The sequence below is a fragment of the Priestia sp. Y58 genome, from assembly GCF_029522095.1.
Lineage (GTDB): Bacteria > Bacillota > Bacilli > Bacillales > Bacillaceae_H > Priestia > Priestia megaterium_E.
Genome location: NZ_JAKWFL010000002.1, coordinates 420,719 through 437,603 on the forward strand (window position 1 = coordinate 420,719; position 16,885 = coordinate 437,603).

The 16,885-nt window shown below is 39.1% G+C and carries 25 protein-coding genes; 9 read left to right on the forward strand and 16 right to left on the reverse strand.

Annotation, left to right across the window (positions count from 1 at the left end; all coding sequences use genetic code 11):
- The first annotated feature begins 250 nt into the window (after nt 1–250).
- The 3 genes from MMB68_RS07985 to MMB68_RS07995 all read left to right on the forward strand — a co-directional run bounded on the left by MMB68_RS07985 (nt 251) and on the right by MMB68_RS07995 (nt 2,585).
- Nucleotides 251–382: a hypothetical protein gene (locus MMB68_RS07985; RefSeq protein ID WP_013057845.1), complete on the forward strand. Its 132-nt coding sequence runs from the start codon at nt 251–253 to the stop codon at nt 380–382.
- 342 nt (nt 383–724) lie between these two features.
- Nucleotides 725–1,858, forward strand: coding sequence for a processed acidic surface protein (locus MMB68_RS07990; protein WP_221784212.1), 1,134 nt, complete (start codon nt 725–727; stop codon nt 1,856–1,858).
- A gap of 1 nt (nt 1,859) precedes the next feature.
- On the forward strand, nt 1,860–2,585 hold the full coding sequence (locus MMB68_RS07995; protein ID WP_277447582.1) for a class D sortase: 726 nt from the start codon (nt 1,860–1,862) through the stop codon (nt 2,583–2,585).
- A gap of 29 nt (nt 2,586–2,614) precedes the next feature.
- Here the strand turns inward: MMB68_RS07995 and MMB68_RS08000 are convergent, their stop codons facing one another.
- On the reverse strand, nt 2,615–3,406 hold the full coding sequence (locus MMB68_RS08000) for a sulfite exporter TauE/SafE family protein (protein ID WP_013057848.1): 792 nt from the start codon (nt 3,404–3,406) through the stop codon (nt 2,615–2,617).
- A gap of 312 nt (nt 3,407–3,718) precedes the next feature.
- Here MMB68_RS08000 and MMB68_RS08005 point away from each other — a divergent pair, with 312 nt between their 5' ends.
- Complete coding sequence (locus MMB68_RS08005) at nt 3,719–4,288, forward strand: GNAT family N-acetyltransferase (protein WP_013083913.1); 570 nt, start codon at nt 3,719–3,721, stop codon at nt 4,286–4,288.
- 127 nt (nt 4,289–4,415) lie between these two features.
- Here the strand turns inward: MMB68_RS08005 and MMB68_RS08010 are convergent, their stop codons facing one another.
- On the reverse strand, nt 4,416–4,553 hold the full coding sequence (locus tag MMB68_RS08010) for a hypothetical protein (protein WP_193377160.1): 138 nt from the start codon (nt 4,551–4,553) through the stop codon (nt 4,416–4,418).
- A gap of 127 nt (nt 4,554–4,680) precedes the next feature.
- Nucleotides 4,681–5,505 (reverse strand): 5'-nucleotidase, lipoprotein e(P4) family, encoded by an 825-nt coding sequence (locus tag MMB68_RS08015; protein ID WP_277548526.1) that lies wholly within the window; start codon nt 5,503–5,505, stop codon nt 4,681–4,683.
- A 416-nt stretch (nt 5,506–5,921) separates the two neighbouring features.
- On the opposite strand from MMB68_RS08015, the gene MMB68_RS08020 reads away from it, so the two are divergent.
- Entirely contained in the window at nt 5,922–6,554 is a 633-nt protein-coding gene (locus tag MMB68_RS08020; RefSeq protein ID WP_098248079.1) for a YitT family protein, read from the forward strand.
- Nucleotides 6,555–6,594: 40 nt separating this feature from the next.
- On the opposite strand, the gene MMB68_RS08025 is transcribed toward MMB68_RS08020, so the two are convergent.
- Nucleotides 6,595–7,593, reverse strand: coding sequence for an NADP-dependent oxidoreductase (locus MMB68_RS08025; RefSeq protein ID WP_221784204.1), 999 nt, complete (start codon nt 7,591–7,593; stop codon nt 6,595–6,597).
- Between the two features lie 128 nt (nt 7,594–7,721).
- Between MMB68_RS08025 and MMB68_RS08030 the strand changes: the two genes are divergently transcribed.
- The gene (locus MMB68_RS08030; protein WP_016764806.1) at nt 7,722–7,949 is read left to right on the forward strand and encodes a hypothetical protein; all 228 of its coding nucleotides are present in this window, start codon (nt 7,722–7,724) and stop codon (nt 7,947–7,949) included.
- Between the two features lie 243 nt (nt 7,950–8,192).
- Nucleotides 8,193–8,651 carry a GyrI-like domain-containing protein gene (locus tag MMB68_RS08035; protein ID WP_195696521.1) on the forward strand — a complete coding sequence of 153 codons (459 nt, stop codon included), beginning with the start codon at nt 8,193–8,195 and terminating at the stop codon, nt 8,649–8,651.
- Nucleotides 8,652–8,679: 28 nt separating this feature from the next.
- Here the strand turns inward: MMB68_RS08035 and MMB68_RS08040 are convergent, their stop codons facing one another.
- Both MMB68_RS08040 and MMB68_RS08045 read right to left on the reverse strand, forming a co-directional pair.
- Nucleotides 8,680–9,153 (reverse strand): hypothetical protein, encoded by a 474-nt coding sequence (locus tag MMB68_RS08040; RefSeq protein ID WP_221784203.1) that lies wholly within the window; start codon nt 9,151–9,153, stop codon nt 8,680–8,682.
- A gap of 98 nt (nt 9,154–9,251) precedes the next feature.
- Entirely contained in the window at nt 9,252–9,377 is a 126-nt protein-coding gene (locus tag MMB68_RS08045) for a hypothetical protein (RefSeq protein ID WP_016764808.1), read from the reverse strand.
- 301 nt (nt 9,378–9,678) lie between these two features.
- Here MMB68_RS08045 and MMB68_RS08050 point away from each other — a divergent pair, with 301 nt between their 5' ends.
- Nucleotides 9,679–10,563, forward strand: coding sequence for a YitT family protein (locus MMB68_RS08050; protein ID WP_028409242.1), 885 nt, complete (start codon nt 9,679–9,681; stop codon nt 10,561–10,563).
- Nucleotides 10,564–10,601: 38 nt separating this feature from the next.
- On the opposite strand, the gene MMB68_RS08055 is transcribed toward MMB68_RS08050, so the two are convergent.
- From MMB68_RS08055 to MMB68_RS08095, 9 genes are all read right to left on the reverse strand, one after another.
- Nucleotides 10,602–11,360: a cytochrome c oxidase assembly protein gene (locus tag MMB68_RS08055; RefSeq protein ID WP_277447579.1), complete on the reverse strand. Its 759-nt coding sequence runs from the start codon at nt 11,358–11,360 to the stop codon at nt 10,602–10,604.
- Nucleotides 11,353–11,835: a DUF2243 domain-containing protein gene (locus MMB68_RS08060; protein ID WP_277447578.1), complete on the reverse strand. Its 483-nt coding sequence runs from the start codon at nt 11,833–11,835 to the stop codon at nt 11,353–11,355. Before MMB68_RS08060 ends, MMB68_RS08055 begins: the two co-directional genes overlap by 8 nt.
- Before the next feature lie 1,078 nt (nt 11,836–12,913).
- Nucleotides 12,914–13,324: a disulfide oxidoreductase gene (locus MMB68_RS08065; RefSeq protein WP_221784197.1), complete on the reverse strand. Its 411-nt coding sequence runs from the start codon at nt 13,322–13,324 to the stop codon at nt 12,914–12,916.
- A complete protein-coding gene (locus MMB68_RS08070) occupies nt 13,324–14,031 on the reverse strand; it encodes a DsbA family protein (RefSeq protein ID WP_277447577.1) in 708 nt (235 codons plus the stop codon). Before MMB68_RS08070 ends, MMB68_RS08065 begins: the two co-directional genes overlap by 1 nt.
- A gap of 36 nt (nt 14,032–14,067) precedes the next feature.
- Nucleotides 14,068–14,919 (reverse strand): M56 family metallopeptidase, encoded by an 852-nt coding sequence (locus tag MMB68_RS08075; RefSeq protein WP_098598593.1) that lies wholly within the window; start codon nt 14,917–14,919, stop codon nt 14,068–14,070.
- A gap of 3 nt (nt 14,920–14,922) precedes the next feature.
- Nucleotides 14,923–15,336: a BlaI/MecI/CopY family transcriptional regulator gene (locus MMB68_RS08080; protein ID WP_028409248.1), complete on the reverse strand. Its 414-nt coding sequence runs from the start codon at nt 15,334–15,336 to the stop codon at nt 14,923–14,925.
- Between the two features lie 84 nt (nt 15,337–15,420).
- Nucleotides 15,421–15,558, reverse strand: a complete 138-nt coding sequence (locus MMB68_RS08085) for a YvrJ family protein (RefSeq protein ID WP_013057866.1) — start codon at nt 15,556–15,558, stop codon at nt 15,421–15,423.
- A 55-nt stretch (nt 15,559–15,613) separates the two neighbouring features.
- Nucleotides 15,614–15,826, reverse strand: coding sequence for a DUF2922 domain-containing protein (locus MMB68_RS08090; protein ID WP_264407955.1), 213 nt, complete (start codon nt 15,824–15,826; stop codon nt 15,614–15,616).
- A gap of 15 nt (nt 15,827–15,841) precedes the next feature.
- A complete protein-coding gene (locus MMB68_RS08095) occupies nt 15,842–16,060 on the reverse strand; it encodes a DUF1659 domain-containing protein (RefSeq protein ID WP_013057868.1) in 219 nt (72 codons plus the stop codon).
- A 118-nt stretch (nt 16,061–16,178) separates the two neighbouring features.
- Here MMB68_RS08095 and MMB68_RS08100 point away from each other — a divergent pair, with 118 nt between their 5' ends.
- Entirely contained in the window at nt 16,179–16,622 is a 444-nt protein-coding gene (locus MMB68_RS08100; protein WP_221784191.1) for a hypothetical protein, read from the forward strand.
- Nucleotides 16,623–16,660: 38 nt separating this feature from the next.
- Here MMB68_RS08100 and MMB68_RS08105 read toward each other — a convergent pair whose 3' ends face one another.
- The gene (locus MMB68_RS08105) at nt 16,661–16,807 is read right to left on the reverse strand and encodes a hypothetical protein (RefSeq protein WP_013057870.1); all 147 of its coding nucleotides are present in this window, start codon (nt 16,805–16,807) and stop codon (nt 16,661–16,663) included.
- Nucleotides 16,808–16,885: the final 78 nt, after the last annotated feature.

Genomic DNA, 16,885 nt, shown 5'->3' on the forward strand with positions numbered 1-16,885 from the left:
AATCAAAATATAAAAGCCAGCGCGTTTTTTTAATTCCGTTTTTTAGCCTGCGACACGATTTACAAAACTTCAATTTAAAAACAGCACATTGAGATGTTATAAAAAAAGAGAATGGGGTACATGTACACTATCAATGTAACAAATTTTAAATCTTTGTGAATATTTGAGAATGTTTATTGTGTAACCGCCATCTTTTGATTATGATAATGATATGTTAGCTACTTGACTAAATATGGAGGATGAGGCAAATATGAATCAATCCCCGCATGAAAAGCGAAAAAAACGCAAACAGTTTGTAGAACGTTTAAGGCTAAAAGGAATCAAAATAGAGCTGACAAAACCGCGCTCTCACTTTTCTTCACTATCCTTACTAAAATCATAACTCGTAGCCACCTTTTTTTAAAGCGGAACGGTATCGAATTTCAACTATCTATGCTAATGCTTACATATCATTTCAAAAAGAACAGCTTCTAAGTGCTGTTCTTTTTTGATACTTTTTTATATTTCTGCTCTGTCAAAAAAAATTATAAACCTTTTTCTTTATTTCCTCTTTTTCTATCTGGGGCTTTCCTCTCCCTTTTATACGGGATTCTCAAAATCTATAGTTCTATAATTCCCTTAAATTACCACTATATTCAAGCTATATATAATATAAGTATATATTGTAAATTTATAACTCTTACTATATAATCTTGTAGAAAACGTAAAAAAAAGGAGAAAATTGATGAAAAAACTGGGGGCAATACTATTATCATTTCTGCTGTTTGTTGGCGTATTTCCAACGTCTTCATTCGCAGCCGCGTCAACATTTGACGCAGACTTCAACAAATATTTAAAATCGGTAAGCCAAACGCGAGGTTTTGAAGTAACCAAAGACGACGTTGAATATTCACTTTCACTGTATGACGATAGTCTTGAAAACTACGATACAATCGCAGATTTAGAAGATTTTCTAGGTGAACCGATTGCAGCTGACTTACATAACCTGCAAGATGTGTATGCAGATTTTGACTTAGACAAAACAAGCTTAAATGCGTTATTAAAAGAGAACGGCCAAAGCTTAGACGATTATGTGTATCTAGATGATTTATATGAGGATGTTGGCTTCTATCTAGAAGGCGACGACTGGTATGAAGATGATGAGTCATATGACGAAGAAGACGCTTCTTACGATGATGAATTAAGCGAAGAAGATTTAAGCGGCTTACTATCATTTATGCAATCCGAATTAGGCTTAACTTCAGAAGAGTTAAATCGAATTGAAGCACATTTTACATCGTTAGAAGATGAGCTTTCAAATGAAGCAACGCTTAACCGCTTAGATCAATTAGGCGAGCGCTTAGCGGCATTCGAAGATTTTGATACAGCAACCGAATTATCTGCTGATCAAATCGCTGAATTAATGTCTATTTATAAAGAAATGCTATCAATCTTCCATTTAGACGCTAAGTTTTCACTTGTACAAGGCGGAAATGAAAGACCGCTTTCTCTTACTGATTTAATCAACTTAGAAGAATTAAAAAATGCAAGTCTAAAAATTTCTCTTTATACAACAGACGGTAAATTTTTAGCAGACATGGTGATTACAGGTGATATGTTTAATTCTGATATCATCACAGACACAGGAAAAGAAGTAGAAAAATCTGCTGAAGCTGTAGCAAAACCAGCTCAAGCGCAAAAACCAGCAGTAGAAAAGAAACAAGAACCTGTAAAGAAACAAACGAATGGCGCTGTACAAAAAACCGTTAAAGGCGGAAAGCTTCCGGAAACGGCTTCTAATTATGTAACAAATGCATTAATTGGATTAGTGCTTGTAGCAGCTGGCTTTGTTCTTTTCCGCAAAGTGAGACGCGCATAAAATGGAACCAAGAAAAACAAGAAGAACAATCAATCGCAAAAAGCGGTTGATTGTTCTTTCCCTTTTAACCGCCGTCATTTGCTTTGGTCTTTGGTTTACAACAACAAACGCCTATAAATTTGCAAGAGGCTATTTGGCATTTAAAACAATGGATACAGAAGAACCAGCCGCAGCTTCAGTTTCTAAAAGCAAGGATTCTACAACAGCGGACTCTTCTGCTGAAGCTTCTTCTGTTGAAGCTAAAAAAGCGGTACACTCTCGTACTGCTGGATCGGAAAAAAAGCCGAAAGTGTCAAATGTGTCTTACCCGAAACAGCCGAAAATCGGTGATTTAATGGGAGAATTATATATTCCTAAATTAAACGCTAAGCTGCCGATTTATCACGGTACGAACGAAGATGAATTAGAAAAAGGCGTGGGTCATTTTGCAGGAAGCGTGCTGCCTGGTCAAAACGACAATTCTGTTCTATCAGGACATCGCGATACGGTTTTTCGTAAGCTTGGAGACGTGGGTGAAGGCGATTCGCTCGTGGTGAACACGGCAGCAGGCACCTTCACATACAAAGTGAACAAAGTACGAATCGTTGATGCGGATGACCGGACTGTTATTGTACCAAAGCCTAGAGCCACTTTAACCGTCAGCACCTGTTATCCGTTTAATTACGTTGGTTCAGCACCTGAACGCTATATTTTAGTCGCTCACCTTGTGTCATCAACAACAAAATAAAAAAGCTGTCCTTAAAAAGGCAGCTTTTTTTAATGAATAGATTTCATTAGTAAATCAAACCATATTTTCAGCGAAGTCGCCGTAATAACGATCGCTAAGATAACTTGCAGCGACGCTACCTTCGTCTTTTGCCCAACAAAAGCACCGATTGGAGCTGCTAGTAAGCTTGCTCCAATAATCATAAGCGCCGGAAGCAAAAGGACTTGATGCGTCATTACTTTACCAAATGTTGTTCCCATAGACGAAATAAACGTCACGGCTAATGAGCTTGCAATCGTTACGCGCACAGGAATTTTTAATACGGTAATCATAATAGGAACAAGTAAAAATGCGCCCCCTGCTCCAACAATCCCCCCGCAAATTCCAACTAAAAACGCCAGAGCTGCTGCCAAAGGTTTTGAAAATGTCACTTCGAATGAATCGGCCGCTGGATTATTTTTTTTGGGCATAAACATTAATCCTGCAGCAATTGTTGCCATCACGCCGTAAATGAAATTGATCATTCCTTCTGAAAACGAGTTTGATAGCGTTGAACCAATGAGACTGCCAACTAAGACGCTGATACCCATATATAAAATTAACGGTTTATTCAAATAGCCGCCCTTTTTGTAAGCAAGAGCTCCTGAAACAGACGCAAACAGCGACTGTACGGCTCCTATACCAGCTACTTCGTGCGCGCTGAACATTCCCACTCCTACAAGAGGCGGAACAAATAGCAGCAGCGGGTACAAAACAACTGATCCTCCAATTCCAAGCATACCTGCTAAAAATGACCCGAAAAACCCGAGTGCAAATACCGTTATTAATAGTTGTACATCCATGTTTTTACCACCTGCTTTTATCAATCCAATGTCATGTTTGTTAGAAAGTATGTATACATACAACGCCTTATCTCTTCTTCCATTGTATCACTGTATATGCTTCTTTTCTGTAAAAATATTGATAAAAGTGCTTTCAATTATTAATTTTTTTAATCATTAAAATCCTATCGACTTGATGCGTTATTTACTTTTAGCTCAAACTTCCTCGTTCTCCTCTCTGTTACTTGTGGTAGAATAAAGAAAAACTAGATGTTAGAACTGCCTACACGCTACGCTTATCTCAGCAGGCCCATCATCACAGGAGGCTTTCGTATGTTTGAATACAAAATTGATGACGAAGTTAGTTTGCATTTGATTGAATCAACTGACGCTTTCCCCTTGCTTTCTCTTATTAACGAGTCAAGACCTTACCTAAAAGAATGGCTCCCATGGGTAGATAGCATGCAAAGTATTGCTGACTATGATGAACTCATCCCTGAATGGAGAGCTCAATATTATAATAACCAAGGGTTCCAGGCCATCATTCGGTACTACGGAGAAATCGCCGGGATGATTGGTTTTCACGGAATTAATTGGGGAAACAAAAGTACAAGTCTTGGCTATTGGATTGGACATGATTTTCAAGGAAAAGGTATTATGACAAGAGCCGTACACGGATGCCTGAATTATGCATTTAATACGTTAAACCTTCATCGAGTCGAAATACGCTGCGGCGTTAATAACGAAAAAAGTAAAGCCATTCCTACGCGTCTAGGTTTTACAGAAGAAGGCATTTGCAGAGAAGGTGAATATCTATATGATCACTACCATGACCTTGTGATTTATGGCATGTTAAAACACGAGTGGAAGCAAGCCCCTTATGCTCCTTGGCTTCTTTCTTAAAAAGCAGGATCATTTGGACAAGCTATCGCTTGAACTGACTATATTGGAAAAATTAAAAAGAGGTTGAAGACATAACGAAATGAATCCAGCCTAAAGACGAACAAATGAGATACATGAACCGAACCGCTTATGACACCGCAGTTGATTTCCGTGCAAGGCTTCGCTTTCCGCGGGCGGCCGCTGAGCCTCCTCGTCGCTTGCGCTTCTGCGGGGTCTCACCTGTTCCGCTTTTCCCGCAGGAGTCTTCACCTTGCCCTCCAATCACCTGCTAGAAGGAACAAGACAGATGAAACTATATTCACCATAACAAAAAAAACGAACGGTTGATCACATGCTGATCAATCGTTCGTTTTTCACTTGGGTTAAAATCCTTTTGTCCCAGCCTCTTTTTTTTAGTTGAAATACTGAAGCTGTTCGCGGCGAAGCTTATCTTTTTGTTTGTCCGAAATCGAGTAGTCGTAGTTATAAATAGCTCCTTCCCAATCTCCATACATTGGATTTGGAAATACGATCAGCTTTTGGCCAAACGCTTCTTTTTGCTCCTCTACAAGCTTATTTCGATCGTTAATCGACTTTTTATCAAAGCCGCTAAAATCAGATAAATTATCCCCAAATAGCAGGACTACATTATGATTTGTCGCTACTTTTTGACGGCGCGTTTCTTTTCCTTCATCTTTTGGACCCGTTAATAGCACATGGTCTTTGGTTGCTTGAGGAATATGTAAATTCTTTAGGTTTTTAATTGTTGCCTCAAGCTGAGAAGTTGTACGGCCCGAAATATAGTAAATATCTACGCCTTTTTGATCCGCATACGTCAAGAAATCAACAGCACCTGGTACTGCTTTCGCTTTTGCTGCTTGCACCCACTCATCCCACTTATAAGGAAATCCTTTTCCAGTTTTGATTGCTGATGCTTGAAATGGACTATTATCAAGCACGGTCTCATCTAAATCCAAAATAATGGCAGGCTTTTTATCGGTACTTTTTGCAAGCGCCTCACCTAAACGAAGCTTTCCTGTATTATAGCCTTGGTAATACAAAGCTTTCATTTCGCCGGATGTTTGGTACCAAGCGTCGGCCATGATTTGCTGATCAGCGAGGTGTTGAGCGGGTTCTTTTTTCTCAGCAGACACTTCTTTTTCCTGCTGAGGGGCACATGCTGTCATTGAAAAAGCAAGTACAGCCACCCCTGTCAACGCTGATAATTTCTTATTCATTTCGCATCCACTTCCATCTCTATATATTTTCATGCCAATGATGTTATATATTACCTCAATTAAACAAAAAATCAACGCAAATCCGAATTATATTTTGATTTTAGTTAAAATTGTTCGTTTCAACTAATGTTTCCTCCCTTTTTTTAACCGTTATCCAAATATTTGTTTATACATTTTCCAAATTCCGTTTTTCTCATTCTTTCTTTGTAATCTTTTTTTAGAAACATATTGGTTTATCAATCATTCGCTTCAAAAAAACTTAATAAATCTGAATTATCTAACTTTTTATCTTATGTTAGATTCTCTCACAAAAGTGCTTTTTTTTGAAAAGATATATAGTAAAATAGATTTTGTGAATTAAAAGACGGTGTTTTCTATCGAAAGTATTGTATAAATATACAAAAGGGGATGGAGATATGAATCACGTAAAACAATGGGGATGGATTACCTTTGGCTGTTTGTGCGTTGCCATCGGAATTCAATTTTTAACCGCTTCTAACCTCGTTATTGGCGGAACAGCAGGACTTGGAATCGTCCTGCAGCATTTAACCGGTATTTCATTTGGGGTATTGTTTTTTATTATCAATTTACCATTTTATTTTATGGCTCTTACACAAATTGGACTTCAATTTACGATAAAAAGCTTTATCAGCGTTAGCCTGATGTCAGTGATGTCCGATTTATTAGCTGCCAACTTTTCTTTTGCGCTTCCGCATCCGCTTGTAGCTGCGGTTGTGGGAGGCGTTATTGTCGGCATTGGACTGATTTTTTTGTTTCGCCACGGCTCTTCTCTTGGCGGAATCAACATGCTATGCGTGTTTCTTGATAAACGATTTGGCATTAATCCAGGTAAAACAATGCTTTTGACGGATGTGTTGATTGTAGGCTCTGCAACGGTGGTATTCGGCGTAGTTCAAGTTCTTTATTCGTTAATTGGTATCTTCATCATGACAGGACTGCTTGGACGCTACCACAAACGCTCGCCAATCGAACGAACTGGTGAACATATGGAAGAAGAAGCGAAACAGCAAACGGCTTCAACCATGTAAAAAAAACCGTGCGGAAATGATCCCGCACGGTTTTTTCCGCTTATTCTGCTACTTTTACAAGCTGTTTTCCTAAGTTTGCTCCTTCAAATAAACCAAGGAACGCTTCAGGTACATTTTCAAAACCTTCTACAACGTTTTCGCTGTACTTGATTTTCCCTTGCTGCACCCATTCGCCTAACTGCTTAATGCCTTCAGGGAATTTCTCTGCATAGTCCGCTACGATAAAGCCTTTCATTAACGCACTGTTAATTAATAAAGGTGTTTGAACACGTGGCCCAACGTCTTGTTTTTCTAAGTTATACAGTGAAATTTGGCCGCAAAGCGGAATGCGCGCAAATTTATTTAACAAGCTAACAACTGCATCTGAAATCTCTCCGCCGACGTTTTCAAAGTAAACATCAACGCCATTAGGACACGCTTCTTTCAACGCTTCTTTCACATTTCCTTTTTTATAATTAATCACTTCATCAAATCCGAGCTCATCTTTTAAATAAGCAATTTTATCTTCAGAACCTGCGATGCCCACAACACGTGCGCCTTTAATTTTAGCGATTTGACCAACAACAGATCCAACAGCACCTGCTGCACCGGAAACGACTACTGTTTCGCCTTCTTTTGGCTGACCGATTTCAAGCAGTCCAAAGTAAGCTGTGAGACCAGGCATACCAAGAACGCCGATAGCCGTTGTAATTGGCGCTAGCTCTGGATCAACTTTCTGTAAGTTTTTTGCTTCTGCAGCTGAATAGCGTTTCCAAGGAAGCATACCTGTCACGATATCGCCTTCTTTAAAGCGATCTGATTTTGATTCCGTTACGCGTGCTACAATGCCGCCTGCAAGCGGTGCGTTTAGCTCAAATGGAGGAACATATGATTTTGTATCGTTCATGCGTCCTCTCATATACGGATCAACAGAAAGGTAAAGTGTTTGAACAAGTACCTCGCCTTCTTTCGCTGTAGGCATTTCAATTTTTTCGTATTTAAACGTATCTCTTGTTGGCATTCCCTTTGGGCGTTCTGCTAATAAAATTTGTTCATTCATCGATATCGCTCCTTTTTATTTCTCTGTTTTTTGTAAAATGTGCTAAACTTACCTTTGTTATTTTAAATTATATATTGTGCACAACGCAAAAAATATGATTGTGCAATAACACCGAAGGAGAAAAAGACATGGAGCTAATTCGCTGTAAAGAAGATGTTGTAAAAAAACTAAACGAGTTTGTTGAAGTAACTCCCCCCGTTATTTTGTTTAAAAAAGGAAATATGTATCCGATTAAAATGGATATCAACTACAACTGGATTGCCACGGACGAACAAGGTCATGAGCATATTGTCGCTTCAAACACAAAGAATGTGCAGGACGACTACTGGTTTAGCTACCATTTTGACTTATATTAAGGAGTTTCCCGGATTTACTCTTCATAAAACGTTATATAAATAAAGTGTTGCATCAGCAAAAACAGCGCGCGAATTCCCGCGCTGTTTTTATGTAATAAATAGAGCAACTTAAGCATGGGTTTAAAGCTTTGCTTATGTTCCATTTTCTGCATCGATATCTACTTAAGATTATGTTACAATCACGGTAAAGTAATTTATGATTGATAGAATAAAAGCTAGAGCTTGAAAAATTCGAGGTGGATTATGCAAGGTAAAGTTGTATATAAAGAAGGATTTTCAGTGATAGGCATAGCAAAAAACGGAGAGTATCAAAAAGAGAATCTTTTGAAGCAAATACTTAAAGAAAAAGAAATGATTAGCACTTCAAAAGAACCTCATATGGTTACAGGCATTTGCATGGCTCCGAAAAAAGAAAACTATTTTTATATTGCAGGGACAGAAGTTGCTGATACAGCTTGTATTCCAAACGGTATGAGCGTTCATACGTTTCCTTCGTTTACATACCTGCAGTTTAAACACAGAGGCCCCATTACATCGCTCGGGTCGACGTACAACAGCATCTGGAATGAATGGCTGCCGAACTCTCCTTACAGCATGATTGAAGGTCCTGCTCTTGAAATTGTAAATACAGCTATACACAGCAATTTATATAGTGATACATATGAAATGGATATTTATATTCCCATAAAGCTGGGACAATAAAAAAGGTGAACTTATGTTCACCTTTTTCCTATTTTTGCAGCTGTTTATATAAATGATAAAGAGTAAAAACGCACTCTGGATGACGCTCTTTATGGTTAAAAAAGCCGTGGGGAAACATGAGTGAAAGATTCCCTTTTTCAATTCCGGTCACATACTTGTTTTCCATAAGCGGATATTCTTTTACAACCCAGCGCGCTTCGTCAATAGTAGACGTAACCACTTCACCAAAGTATACGCCCATACACTCTTCGAATTCTTCTTTTGTCATCGAAAAATAGTCAAAACAATTGCTGTCTTCTAGATCATAGTAAAGAAGCTCTAATATTTTCAAACTTTCATCTGTAAAATCAACGGTGAATTCATCTACCGCTTTGCTTATTTCATGAATGTAATTCATGCACTGTTCGCGCACTTGATGATAGTAATAGCTAGCTTCAAACTGATGTTCACACGTTACTAACGATTCTCCGTATGATGCTGTTAGATCATGATGCTTGCTCATGCTGACACCTCCACGCTAAGCTTATGGAGCAAGTATAACATTAACCAAGCTGCTATTGAGCATCTTCCATCAACAACCTATCCGTGGCAAAATTAGGTTCACTTTTTGCTCATTATTCTGCCGTACACAAATCCTCCGCTAACAAGAAGAATACCGCTAATTAATACGCTGCTTAGAAAGATTTGCGAATGCATCAAGTGATTATACATCATCCACACGCTCATTTCGTCATCTCCTTTTGGCTTTTTTAACTAGTATCCCCGATTTTCTTGGCGCACATGCCGGCATTTTCACTGTTTTTTCATCAATTTTCTATATAGTTAAAGCCGTGAAGCCAACTATCTTTTTTCATCGTTTTACTCCTTAAAAAGCCTGCTTATGACTCTAAAGCAGGCTTTTTTTATAGAGTGAAACAAGTAATTAAGCCGTCTATCCCCACTAATTGTGCATAGTAAGGTATAATTAAAGATAGTTTCACTTTTCTAAAGTGAGAAATACATAGGAGACATCAAAGGAGACATGCAAATGACAGAACTCGAAAAAGCGAAAATTCAGCACCGAAAGCTGTCCAAGGGACAGGTATTTGGTAGGGCCATCGCTATTGCGATCGGTGCCCTGCTCATGGCCACAGGACTTGAAATTTTTCTCGTTCCAAACCACGTTGTCGACGGAGGAATTACCGGTATTTCCATCATGCTTTCGCATATTACTGGCGTAAATCTAGGAATCTTTCTTTTTGTACTAAATCTTCCGTTTGTATTTATCGGATACAAGCAAATGGGAAAAACATTTGCCCTTTCCACTATTTTTGGCATACTGGTTGTATCCATCTTAACTTCTATGTTTCACCATGTCCCCGCGTTTACCGCAGACGTTCTTCTTGCTACCGTTTTTGGAGGGATTATTCTCGGAATTGGAATTGGACTCGTAATTCGCTACGGCGGAGCGCTTGACGGTACGGAGATACTTGCCATTTTAATCAGTAAAAAAATTCCGTTTTCTGTAGGAGAAATTGTGATGTTTTTCAATTTCTTCATTTTAGGAGCAGCGGGATTTGTGTTCACGTGGGACCGCGCCATGTATTCCATCCTTGCGTACATCATTGCGGCCAAAGCCATTGATACAGTTGTAGAAGGATTGGAAGAATCAAAATCAGCTTGGATTATTAGTGATCATTCTGATGACATCGGCGATGCGATTAATGCGCGTCTAGGTCGAGGCGTTACCTATTTGCACGGTGAAGGTGCTTATACGGGCGATGATAAAAAAGTGATTTTCTGCATCATTACGCGCCTTGAAGAATCAAAGCTAAAAACTATTGTTGAAGATTTTGACCCTACTGCCTTTTTAGCCGTTGCAGATATTACCGAAGTCCGCGGCGGACGCTTTAAAAAACGAAACATTCACTAAAAAAACGCGCAGAAAGCATGATGCTTTCTGCGCGTTTTTTATGTAAAAGAGACTTTTTGAACCCGCTTAAACCATTCATAACAAAGAAGCACAATTAAACATAAGTCGATTAAATCGCCTCCGTAATACATCAGCATAGCCCCTTGCTGCGCCCCTTCCGCCGAGACGTACATAGGCGGGTGAGCGTACACATATTTTGATAAAATACCGTGAGCGGCAAGAGCAATTATTAATACGGAAGCTCGGTGCGTAAAGCTTTTCTGATGCGGCGAAGGGTCGATTGAAATCATCGATACGGTGAATAAATAGCCGGCTAAAAATAAGTGAATATGTACAGCGACATGCACGAAAAAAGAGTGATGCATCATGCCATACAGACTTGTTGTATAAAGAATCCAAAGTCCTCCTACGTTAAGAACAGAAGCTGTCACCGGACTGCTGATGAATCGAACAAACTGTCCTTTTAAAAGTTTTGACACTTTTCTGGCTGCATGAACCGGCAGCGTGCGAAGCAGCAGTGTAAGAGGTGCTCCTAACGCCATTAAAAGCGGAGCTAGCATACCTAAAAGCAAATGCCCCGTCATATGCGCGGTAAAGTCCATATGAGCACGGGCTGCGAGCGGTCCGGCTACAGAAGATATAGCGCATAAAATACCAAGTGTCCAGCTGGACGTCCTATATAATGACCATTTTCTATACGTTGCATTTGAAGACGCTACAGCCCACATGTATAAAAAAAAGGCAACGGCAAAAGGCAGAGCTAATAAGAGCTGAGACAATACTTCATATTTAATCATGATGTGCACCTTGTTTACGTGTAAACCATATTAAAATGATGCCAATAAGCAGCATCAAACATGCAAGTACATTCCACGTAATGTCGTAAGGTGCAATCTTCACTCCGTACCGGATTTGATGAAGTCCCATAAGCTTATGCTGCACGGTCCCGTCATAAAGCTGAAACGCCCCGGCTCCAAGCAATACTCCTCCTATCCACCTTTTCACCCACCAGCCGCCTCGGCGCCTGAGATCTGCCACCATAAAAAGTGATGCAATTGTAGCGAACCAGCTGAATGCATGAAACAAACCGTCCGACACTAAACCAGCGGCCGTTGTGGACTTATCATAAAAATGATGCCAATGAAGCAGCTGATGAAACACTGCTTCATCAATAAAAGCAACTAACCCTACGCCAAACAAAAAGCCTGACCAGCTATTTCGAGTGCGATGAACCACGCGCTGATTTGCAGTTGCTTCGTGTTTCTTTTCCATATATATACCTCCCTGGCAGCTCTTTAAGTTTATATCGATTCTAATGAACGTATACCCTATTAAAGAGAAATGAATCTATAATGTGGAAAAATAGGAGCTATATCCTAATATCGTTTTCACTATCTTTTCACCATAAAGGTATAGGATAGTATTTGCGAAGCCAATTAGCATATTTTTTCATAGTTTTACTTCCTTTCTAATGACCTGTTTCCCCAAAGCAGGTCTTTTTTATATCCCACTTCTCTTTTCACCATTTTTTCACCATAAAGGTATAGGATAGTACTTGCGAAGCCAATTAGCATATTTTTTTCATAGTTTTACTCCTTTTGAAGACCTGCTTCCCCAGAGCAGGTCTTTTTTTATATCCCGCTTCTCTTTTCATCATTTTTTCATCATAAAGGTATAAGATAGTACTTGCGAAGCCAATTAGCATATTTTTTCATAGTTTTACTCCCTTTCTAATGACCTGTTTCCCCAAAACAGGTCTTTTTTATATCCCGTTTCTCTTTTCACCATTTTTTCACCATAAAGGTATAGGATAGTACTTGCGAAGCCAATTAACATATTTTTTTCATAGTTTTACTCCTTTGTGAAGACCTGCTTCCCCAGAGCAGGTCTTTTTTTGTTTGATGTTTCTTTTCACTGTTTTTTCACTATTGGGCGTTAAGATAGTATATGTAAAGCCAATTAGCATATTTTTTCATAGTTTTACTCCCTTTCTAGTGACCTGTTTCCCCAAAACAGGTCTTTTTTTATTTTTTCTAAAAGCTTCCATCTTTTCACCGTTTTTTCACTTTTCTTTTGTATACTAAGTTTGTCAAAGCAATTTCATCATTTTTCATAAATGACCCCTATTTATTCCCCGCTTTTTGTGAGCGGGGCTTTTTTTATAAGAAAAGCATATTTTTCCCCTTATTTTTAAAAAAGCTTTTCTCTTTTCACCGTTTTTTCACTTTTCTTTTATATACTGTATCTTGTCAAAACAATTTCATCATTTTTCATAGATGTACCCTATTTGCACCCGCTTCTTGTAAGCGGGACTTTTTTTGTTTTCATACAAAAAAGCTTAACCCGTAGGTTAAGCTTTTTTCGTCTGCTTGCGAAGAACAAGCATCATAATCGTAATAATGGTAAACGCAATAAACGCTAAAAAAGGAATGGTGATAAATCCAAGCCAGTTAATATATTGACCTGAGCAAGGAACCCCGCTTGTACACGTTTCAAATGCTTTAAGAGCCGGTATCTTCTGCAGGCAATAATGATAGCCTGAAAGCGCCATACCAATCACCGAAAACGGCAGGACGTATTTGTAGATGAACGTATCATTCCGGTACACGGCTACACCTAGCACAAACGCGAGCGGATACATTAAAATTCGCTGATACCAGCAAAGTTCACACGGGATAAAGTGAAGAACTTCACTAAACGTCAAGCTTCCAAGCATCGCGATAAGCGCTGTAATCCATCCGAAAACCAAAGACTTGTTCATTATTTGTTCTCCTTAGCCGCATCTTTGACCATTTGATCAAAGTCATCGATTGTTTTTCCTTCGAATTTTTTGCCGTCTACATAAATGGTTGGTGTACCTGTGATACCTAAATCATTCGCTGTCTTCATATCTTGATCAAACCCAGCTCTTCCTTTTCCGTCTTTAAATGCACTCGCTACTTTTTTCGCATCAGCATCGCTAGATACTTCTTTCAGCGTCTCTTCTAAGTAAGATTCCGTTAAGACATCTTTCTTTTCGTCCGCTGCGTTTTGCTTTTTATAAAGAAGTTCATGGAATTTCCAAAATGTATCGTTTCCAAGCTCTTTGTATACCGTTTCAGCAAACTCTGCTGCACGAGAAGAGTCGTTGTTGATAAACGCATAGTTCATAAAGTAGAATTTGACTTTGCCTGTATCTACATAATCTTTTTGAATCAGCGGGAAAAAGGATTCCGTGAAGTTTTTACAAGCGGGACATTTGTAATCTCCAAACTCTACTACTTCTACCGGAGCTGACTCTTTTCCAAGATACGGCTGATTATCATATGTAAGAGCGGCCTTTTCATCTCCTCCGCCCTTTGACATATTAGAAAGGACGATTAACCCTAAAATACAGACCGCAATAATTCCAATCACCCAAAAAATCCACTTGCTCGAGGACGTTTGCTGATTGGGCGTTACTTTTTTCTTTTTCTTTGCTTTTGACACAATCTCATCTCCTTCTTTTCTTTCTCTCTTACAAACTTACAAAGCTGTTAGAGCTGTAAAAATTAGCGCACACAAAATAAAAAACACGTATAGCGACGTCAGCGTTAAAACAACAGGAGGCTGCATCGGCATTTTCGTTTCCGGATTTAAAATATATTGAATGCGATAATTAACCGACGTATCAGCAAACGACACGTGCGCACACGAGAGACTTGTCTGTCCCGTTTTAACCATTTTTAAAAGGGCGCTGCCGATGTGAGCAGATGTGCCATTTTTCACAATGGCATCTTGATCAGCCAGCACTTCACGCATGACTTTGAAACGTTTATGGCTCCATTTAATAAATGGAATATACCATAATGCAGAAGCAAGCGTGCTGAGTAAAAACGTTTTGAGCGGATCTTTGTTTGCAACGTGTGACTGCTCATGGTAAATAACAGCTTCTAGTTCATTTTCATCAAGCACCGAGAGCAACCCTGTAGACAGAACGATATGCGGTGTAAACAATCCCATTGTTAATGCAATGGGCTGATCTGTTGTTAAGACTGTTAAATTCTTTCCGTACGCTTTTTGCAGGTGAGCCGTTGTTGTTTCATTTCGCAGCTTCGTAATCATTTTACGGACTTTCCGCATTTGAATCACTTGCTTTACAGCTTTAATGAACAGTACAAACATCGTATGAAAAATAACCGCATTCAGCATGTATTCAATAAAAAACAAGCCGAAAAAGTGGGCTACTTTGTTACAAAGTAAAATTAAGTTAAACGATAAATTCCATCCAAACAGCAAATGCAGCACATACATGCCCATTTGCATAAGCAACGTCACGGCAATAAAAAAGCACAGGTTAAAAATAAGCTTAGAACGCTTTAGTATTCCTTGATTCATTGATTATTCATCCTTTTTTAACTGTTTGACTTTTGATTCGAGCATGCTTAACAGTGAATCATCCACTTCTTCTAGCGCATCAAGCATATGAGTAACAGCAAGCGAGCCAAATTCGTCGATCAATTCGTGCGTTAACTCTTTCGACTGAGCGTCTATAAATTCCTCTTTAGACAGAATCGGCTGATACATCGACGTACGTCCTTTTAAACGCTTTTGCAACACGCCTTTTTCCACCAATCGATTCATAACGGTCATAACGGTGTTGAAGTTCACTGCTTTTTCTTTCTCAAGCACGTGCTGCACATCTTTAATGGACATTTCACTTCCGTCCCATAAAGCCGTCATAATTTTTGCTTCAAGCGGGCCAAAAAAGCGATTAAGGCCGGTTTCGTTAAATTTGAATTTTTCAATTTTCATATTTGACACCTCACACTACTAATTGTAGTGTGAGGTGTCAAATCCGTCAACTTTTCCAAGACAACTGCCTTACAATTGTCATAATCACTTTTTTACTTCGTCGGTTAAATGCTGAATGGATAGCACAACTGTATCGAGCTTGGCTTCGATTCGGTGAAGTAAATAAAGCGTCACCACAACGGGAAAACCAACGTCTGAGACAAGCGTAAACCACTCTGTCATCTTCCTCTCTCCTTTTAAAAAAGCCCTTCGCACCGAAGTGGAAGGACTTTCATTTTTAAATCGTAAATTCGGTTACATTTCGCTCGACAATTTGGGCGCCTTTTCTGGCAACGAGCGCTCCGCCGCTTGAAGTAAAGACATCGCTTGCGATCAGCGCGTTCATTGCTGCTGCAATGACTGCTGCGTCTAACGTATCTTTTGGTGATTCAATCGATAGGCTTACTGCTTTTTGGGACTCATTTAAAAACTGCATCGTTAAAGTTTTCATACTCTACCTCTTTTCTTATTTTAAAAGTGAAAACGTGACAACTTCGTTGATTTCAACAAGCGGCAGCGACTGCAGGCTGGCAATGGTTTCACTTGCTGTAATAAGCGCATCTGCAGAACTTCCAGGCTGAATGTTCATATAGGATTTTGTCTTTAAATCGGGTTTTCCATCCTCTTTTATTCCTTGTTCTAATACTAAGCGAAGCTGGCTTGAATGCTGAATTTTTTCTGCCATCTTTTATTCCCCCTTTCACTTTATATATAGAAATGGAAATAGGAAAGAGGGATGATGGAAACATAAAATTTTTTGGTTTATAATGGGAGATAGTCTGAGTTAGAAAGAGGCTTTGGTAATGAGAAAGTGGAGCTTTTTATTTTTTGTTCTAGCATTCATGCATCCAGCTTCAGCACTTGCTGATGACGGTGCAGATGAAAAAAAGCTTGGTCCGTTTTACTACACGGTTTCTCATGATTATAGTCGAGAAAAATGGGATGTAGGGGTGTTAAATCAGCAAGACAAAACGAACATTCCTGAGACTGATTTGAACGATGAAACGCTAAAATTGTTTCAGCGTACGGTTGATGATTTAGCAGACCTCGCGATTCGATTTGCTGCTATGAGCGTACTGCTTGTGTGTTCACTCGCTGTTTTTACGTACTTTCGCATTCAAAAAAAACGCCCTTTTCTCCGCTTGTTTTTTATTTTTTCAAGCGTTGGCTTTCTATTTTGCGTCTATACATCATTGGAGTTATTTAAAAAAACTGAACAAGCAAAATCTTTATTTTACTTACTATGACTTGAAACCCAAAAAAACCAGCCGATCGGCTGGTTTTTTCATGCATTTCTTACGGTTATGTACTTCTGTTCATACGTCATTTCTTCCGTTTGCTTTTGCTGCTCCAAATGGTAATAAGCAGCGCATACTCCTCCTAACCCAGCCAGTGCTAGGACAATTAGAAGTATGGATGTCGCTTTTTTCATTGCCTTTTCTCCCCTTATGTTTAACCCTACCTAGCAACGGCATCCGTAAAAAAGAGTCCCCTTTCTCTTCTTTACTTG

Coding starts and splice junctions, on each gene's coding strand:
- MMB68_RS07990 (WP_221784212.1), top strand. CDS start 725: ATGAAAAAACTGGGGGCAATACTATTATCATTTCTGCTGTTTGTTGGC.
- MMB68_RS08075 (WP_098598593.1), bottom strand. CDS start 14,919: ATGAATCAAGGAATACTAAAGCGTTCTAAGCTTATTTTTAACCTGTGC.
- MMB68_RS08095 (WP_013057868.1), bottom strand. CDS start 16,060: ATGGCAGAAAAAATTCAGCATTCAAGCCAGCTTCGCTTAGTATTAGAA.
- MMB68_RS08105 (WP_013057870.1), bottom strand. CDS start 16,807: ATGAAAAAAGCGACATCCATACTTCTAATTGTCCTAGCACTGGCTGGG.
- MMB68_RS08085 (WP_013057866.1), bottom strand. CDS start 15,558: ATGACAGAGTGGTTTACGCTTGTCTCAGACGTTGGTTTTCCCGTTGTG.
- MMB68_RS08080 (WP_028409248.1), bottom strand. CDS start 15,336: ATGAAAATTGAAAAATTCAAATTTAACGAAACCGGCCTTAATCGCTTT.
- MMB68_RS08050 (WP_028409242.1), top strand. CDS start 9,679: ATGACAGAACTCGAAAAAGCGAAAATTCAGCACCGAAAGCTGTCCAAG.
- MMB68_RS08030 (WP_016764806.1), top strand. CDS start 7,722: ATGGAGCTAATTCGCTGTAAAGAAGATGTTGTAAAAAAACTAAACGAG.
- MMB68_RS08090 (WP_264407955.1), bottom strand. CDS start 15,826: ATGAAAACTTTAACGATGCAGTTTTTAAATGAGTCCCAAAAAGCAGTA.
- MMB68_RS08055 (WP_277447579.1), bottom strand. CDS start 11,360: ATGATTAAATATGAAGTATTGTCTCAGCTCTTATTAGCTCTGCCTTTT.
- MMB68_RS08020 (WP_098248079.1), top strand. CDS start 5,922: ATGAATCACGTAAAACAATGGGGATGGATTACCTTTGGCTGTTTGTGC.
- MMB68_RS08060 (WP_277447578.1), bottom strand. CDS start 11,835: ATGGAAAAGAAACACGAAGCAACTGCAAATCAGCGCGTGGTTCATCGC.
- MMB68_RS08065 (WP_221784197.1), bottom strand. CDS start 13,324: ATGAACAAGTCTTTGGTTTTCGGATGGATTACAGCGCTTATCGCGATG.
- MMB68_RS08000 (WP_013057848.1), bottom strand. CDS start 3,406: ATGGATGTACAACTATTAATAACGGTATTTGCACTCGGGTTTTTCGGG.
- MMB68_RS07985 (WP_013057845.1), top strand. CDS start 251: ATGAATCAATCCCCGCATGAAAAGCGAAAAAAACGCAAACAGTTTGTA.
- MMB68_RS08015 (WP_277548526.1), bottom strand. CDS start 5,505: ATGAATAAGAAATTATCAGCGTTGACAGGGGTGGCTGTACTTGCTTTT.
- MMB68_RS08045 (WP_016764808.1), bottom strand. CDS start 9,377: ATGAGCGTGTGGATGATGTATAATCACTTGATGCATTCGCAAATCTTT.
- MMB68_RS08005 (WP_013083913.1), top strand. CDS start 3,719: ATGTTTGAATACAAAATTGATGACGAAGTTAGTTTGCATTTGATTGAA.
- MMB68_RS08040 (WP_221784203.1), bottom strand. CDS start 9,153: ATGAGCAAGCATCATGATCTAACAGCATCATACGGAGAATCGTTAGTA.
- MMB68_RS08035 (WP_195696521.1), top strand. CDS start 8,193: ATGCAAGGTAAAGTTGTATATAAAGAAGGATTTTCAGTGATAGGCATA.
- MMB68_RS07995 (WP_277447582.1), top strand. CDS start 1,860: ATGGAACCAAGAAAAACAAGAAGAACAATCAATCGCAAAAAGCGGTTG.
- MMB68_RS08100 (WP_221784191.1), top strand. CDS start 16,179: ATGAGAAAGTGGAGCTTTTTATTTTTTGTTCTAGCATTCATGCATCCA.
- MMB68_RS08025 (WP_221784204.1), bottom strand. CDS start 7,593: ATGAATGAACAAATTTTATTAGCAGAACGCCCAAAGGGAATGCCAACA.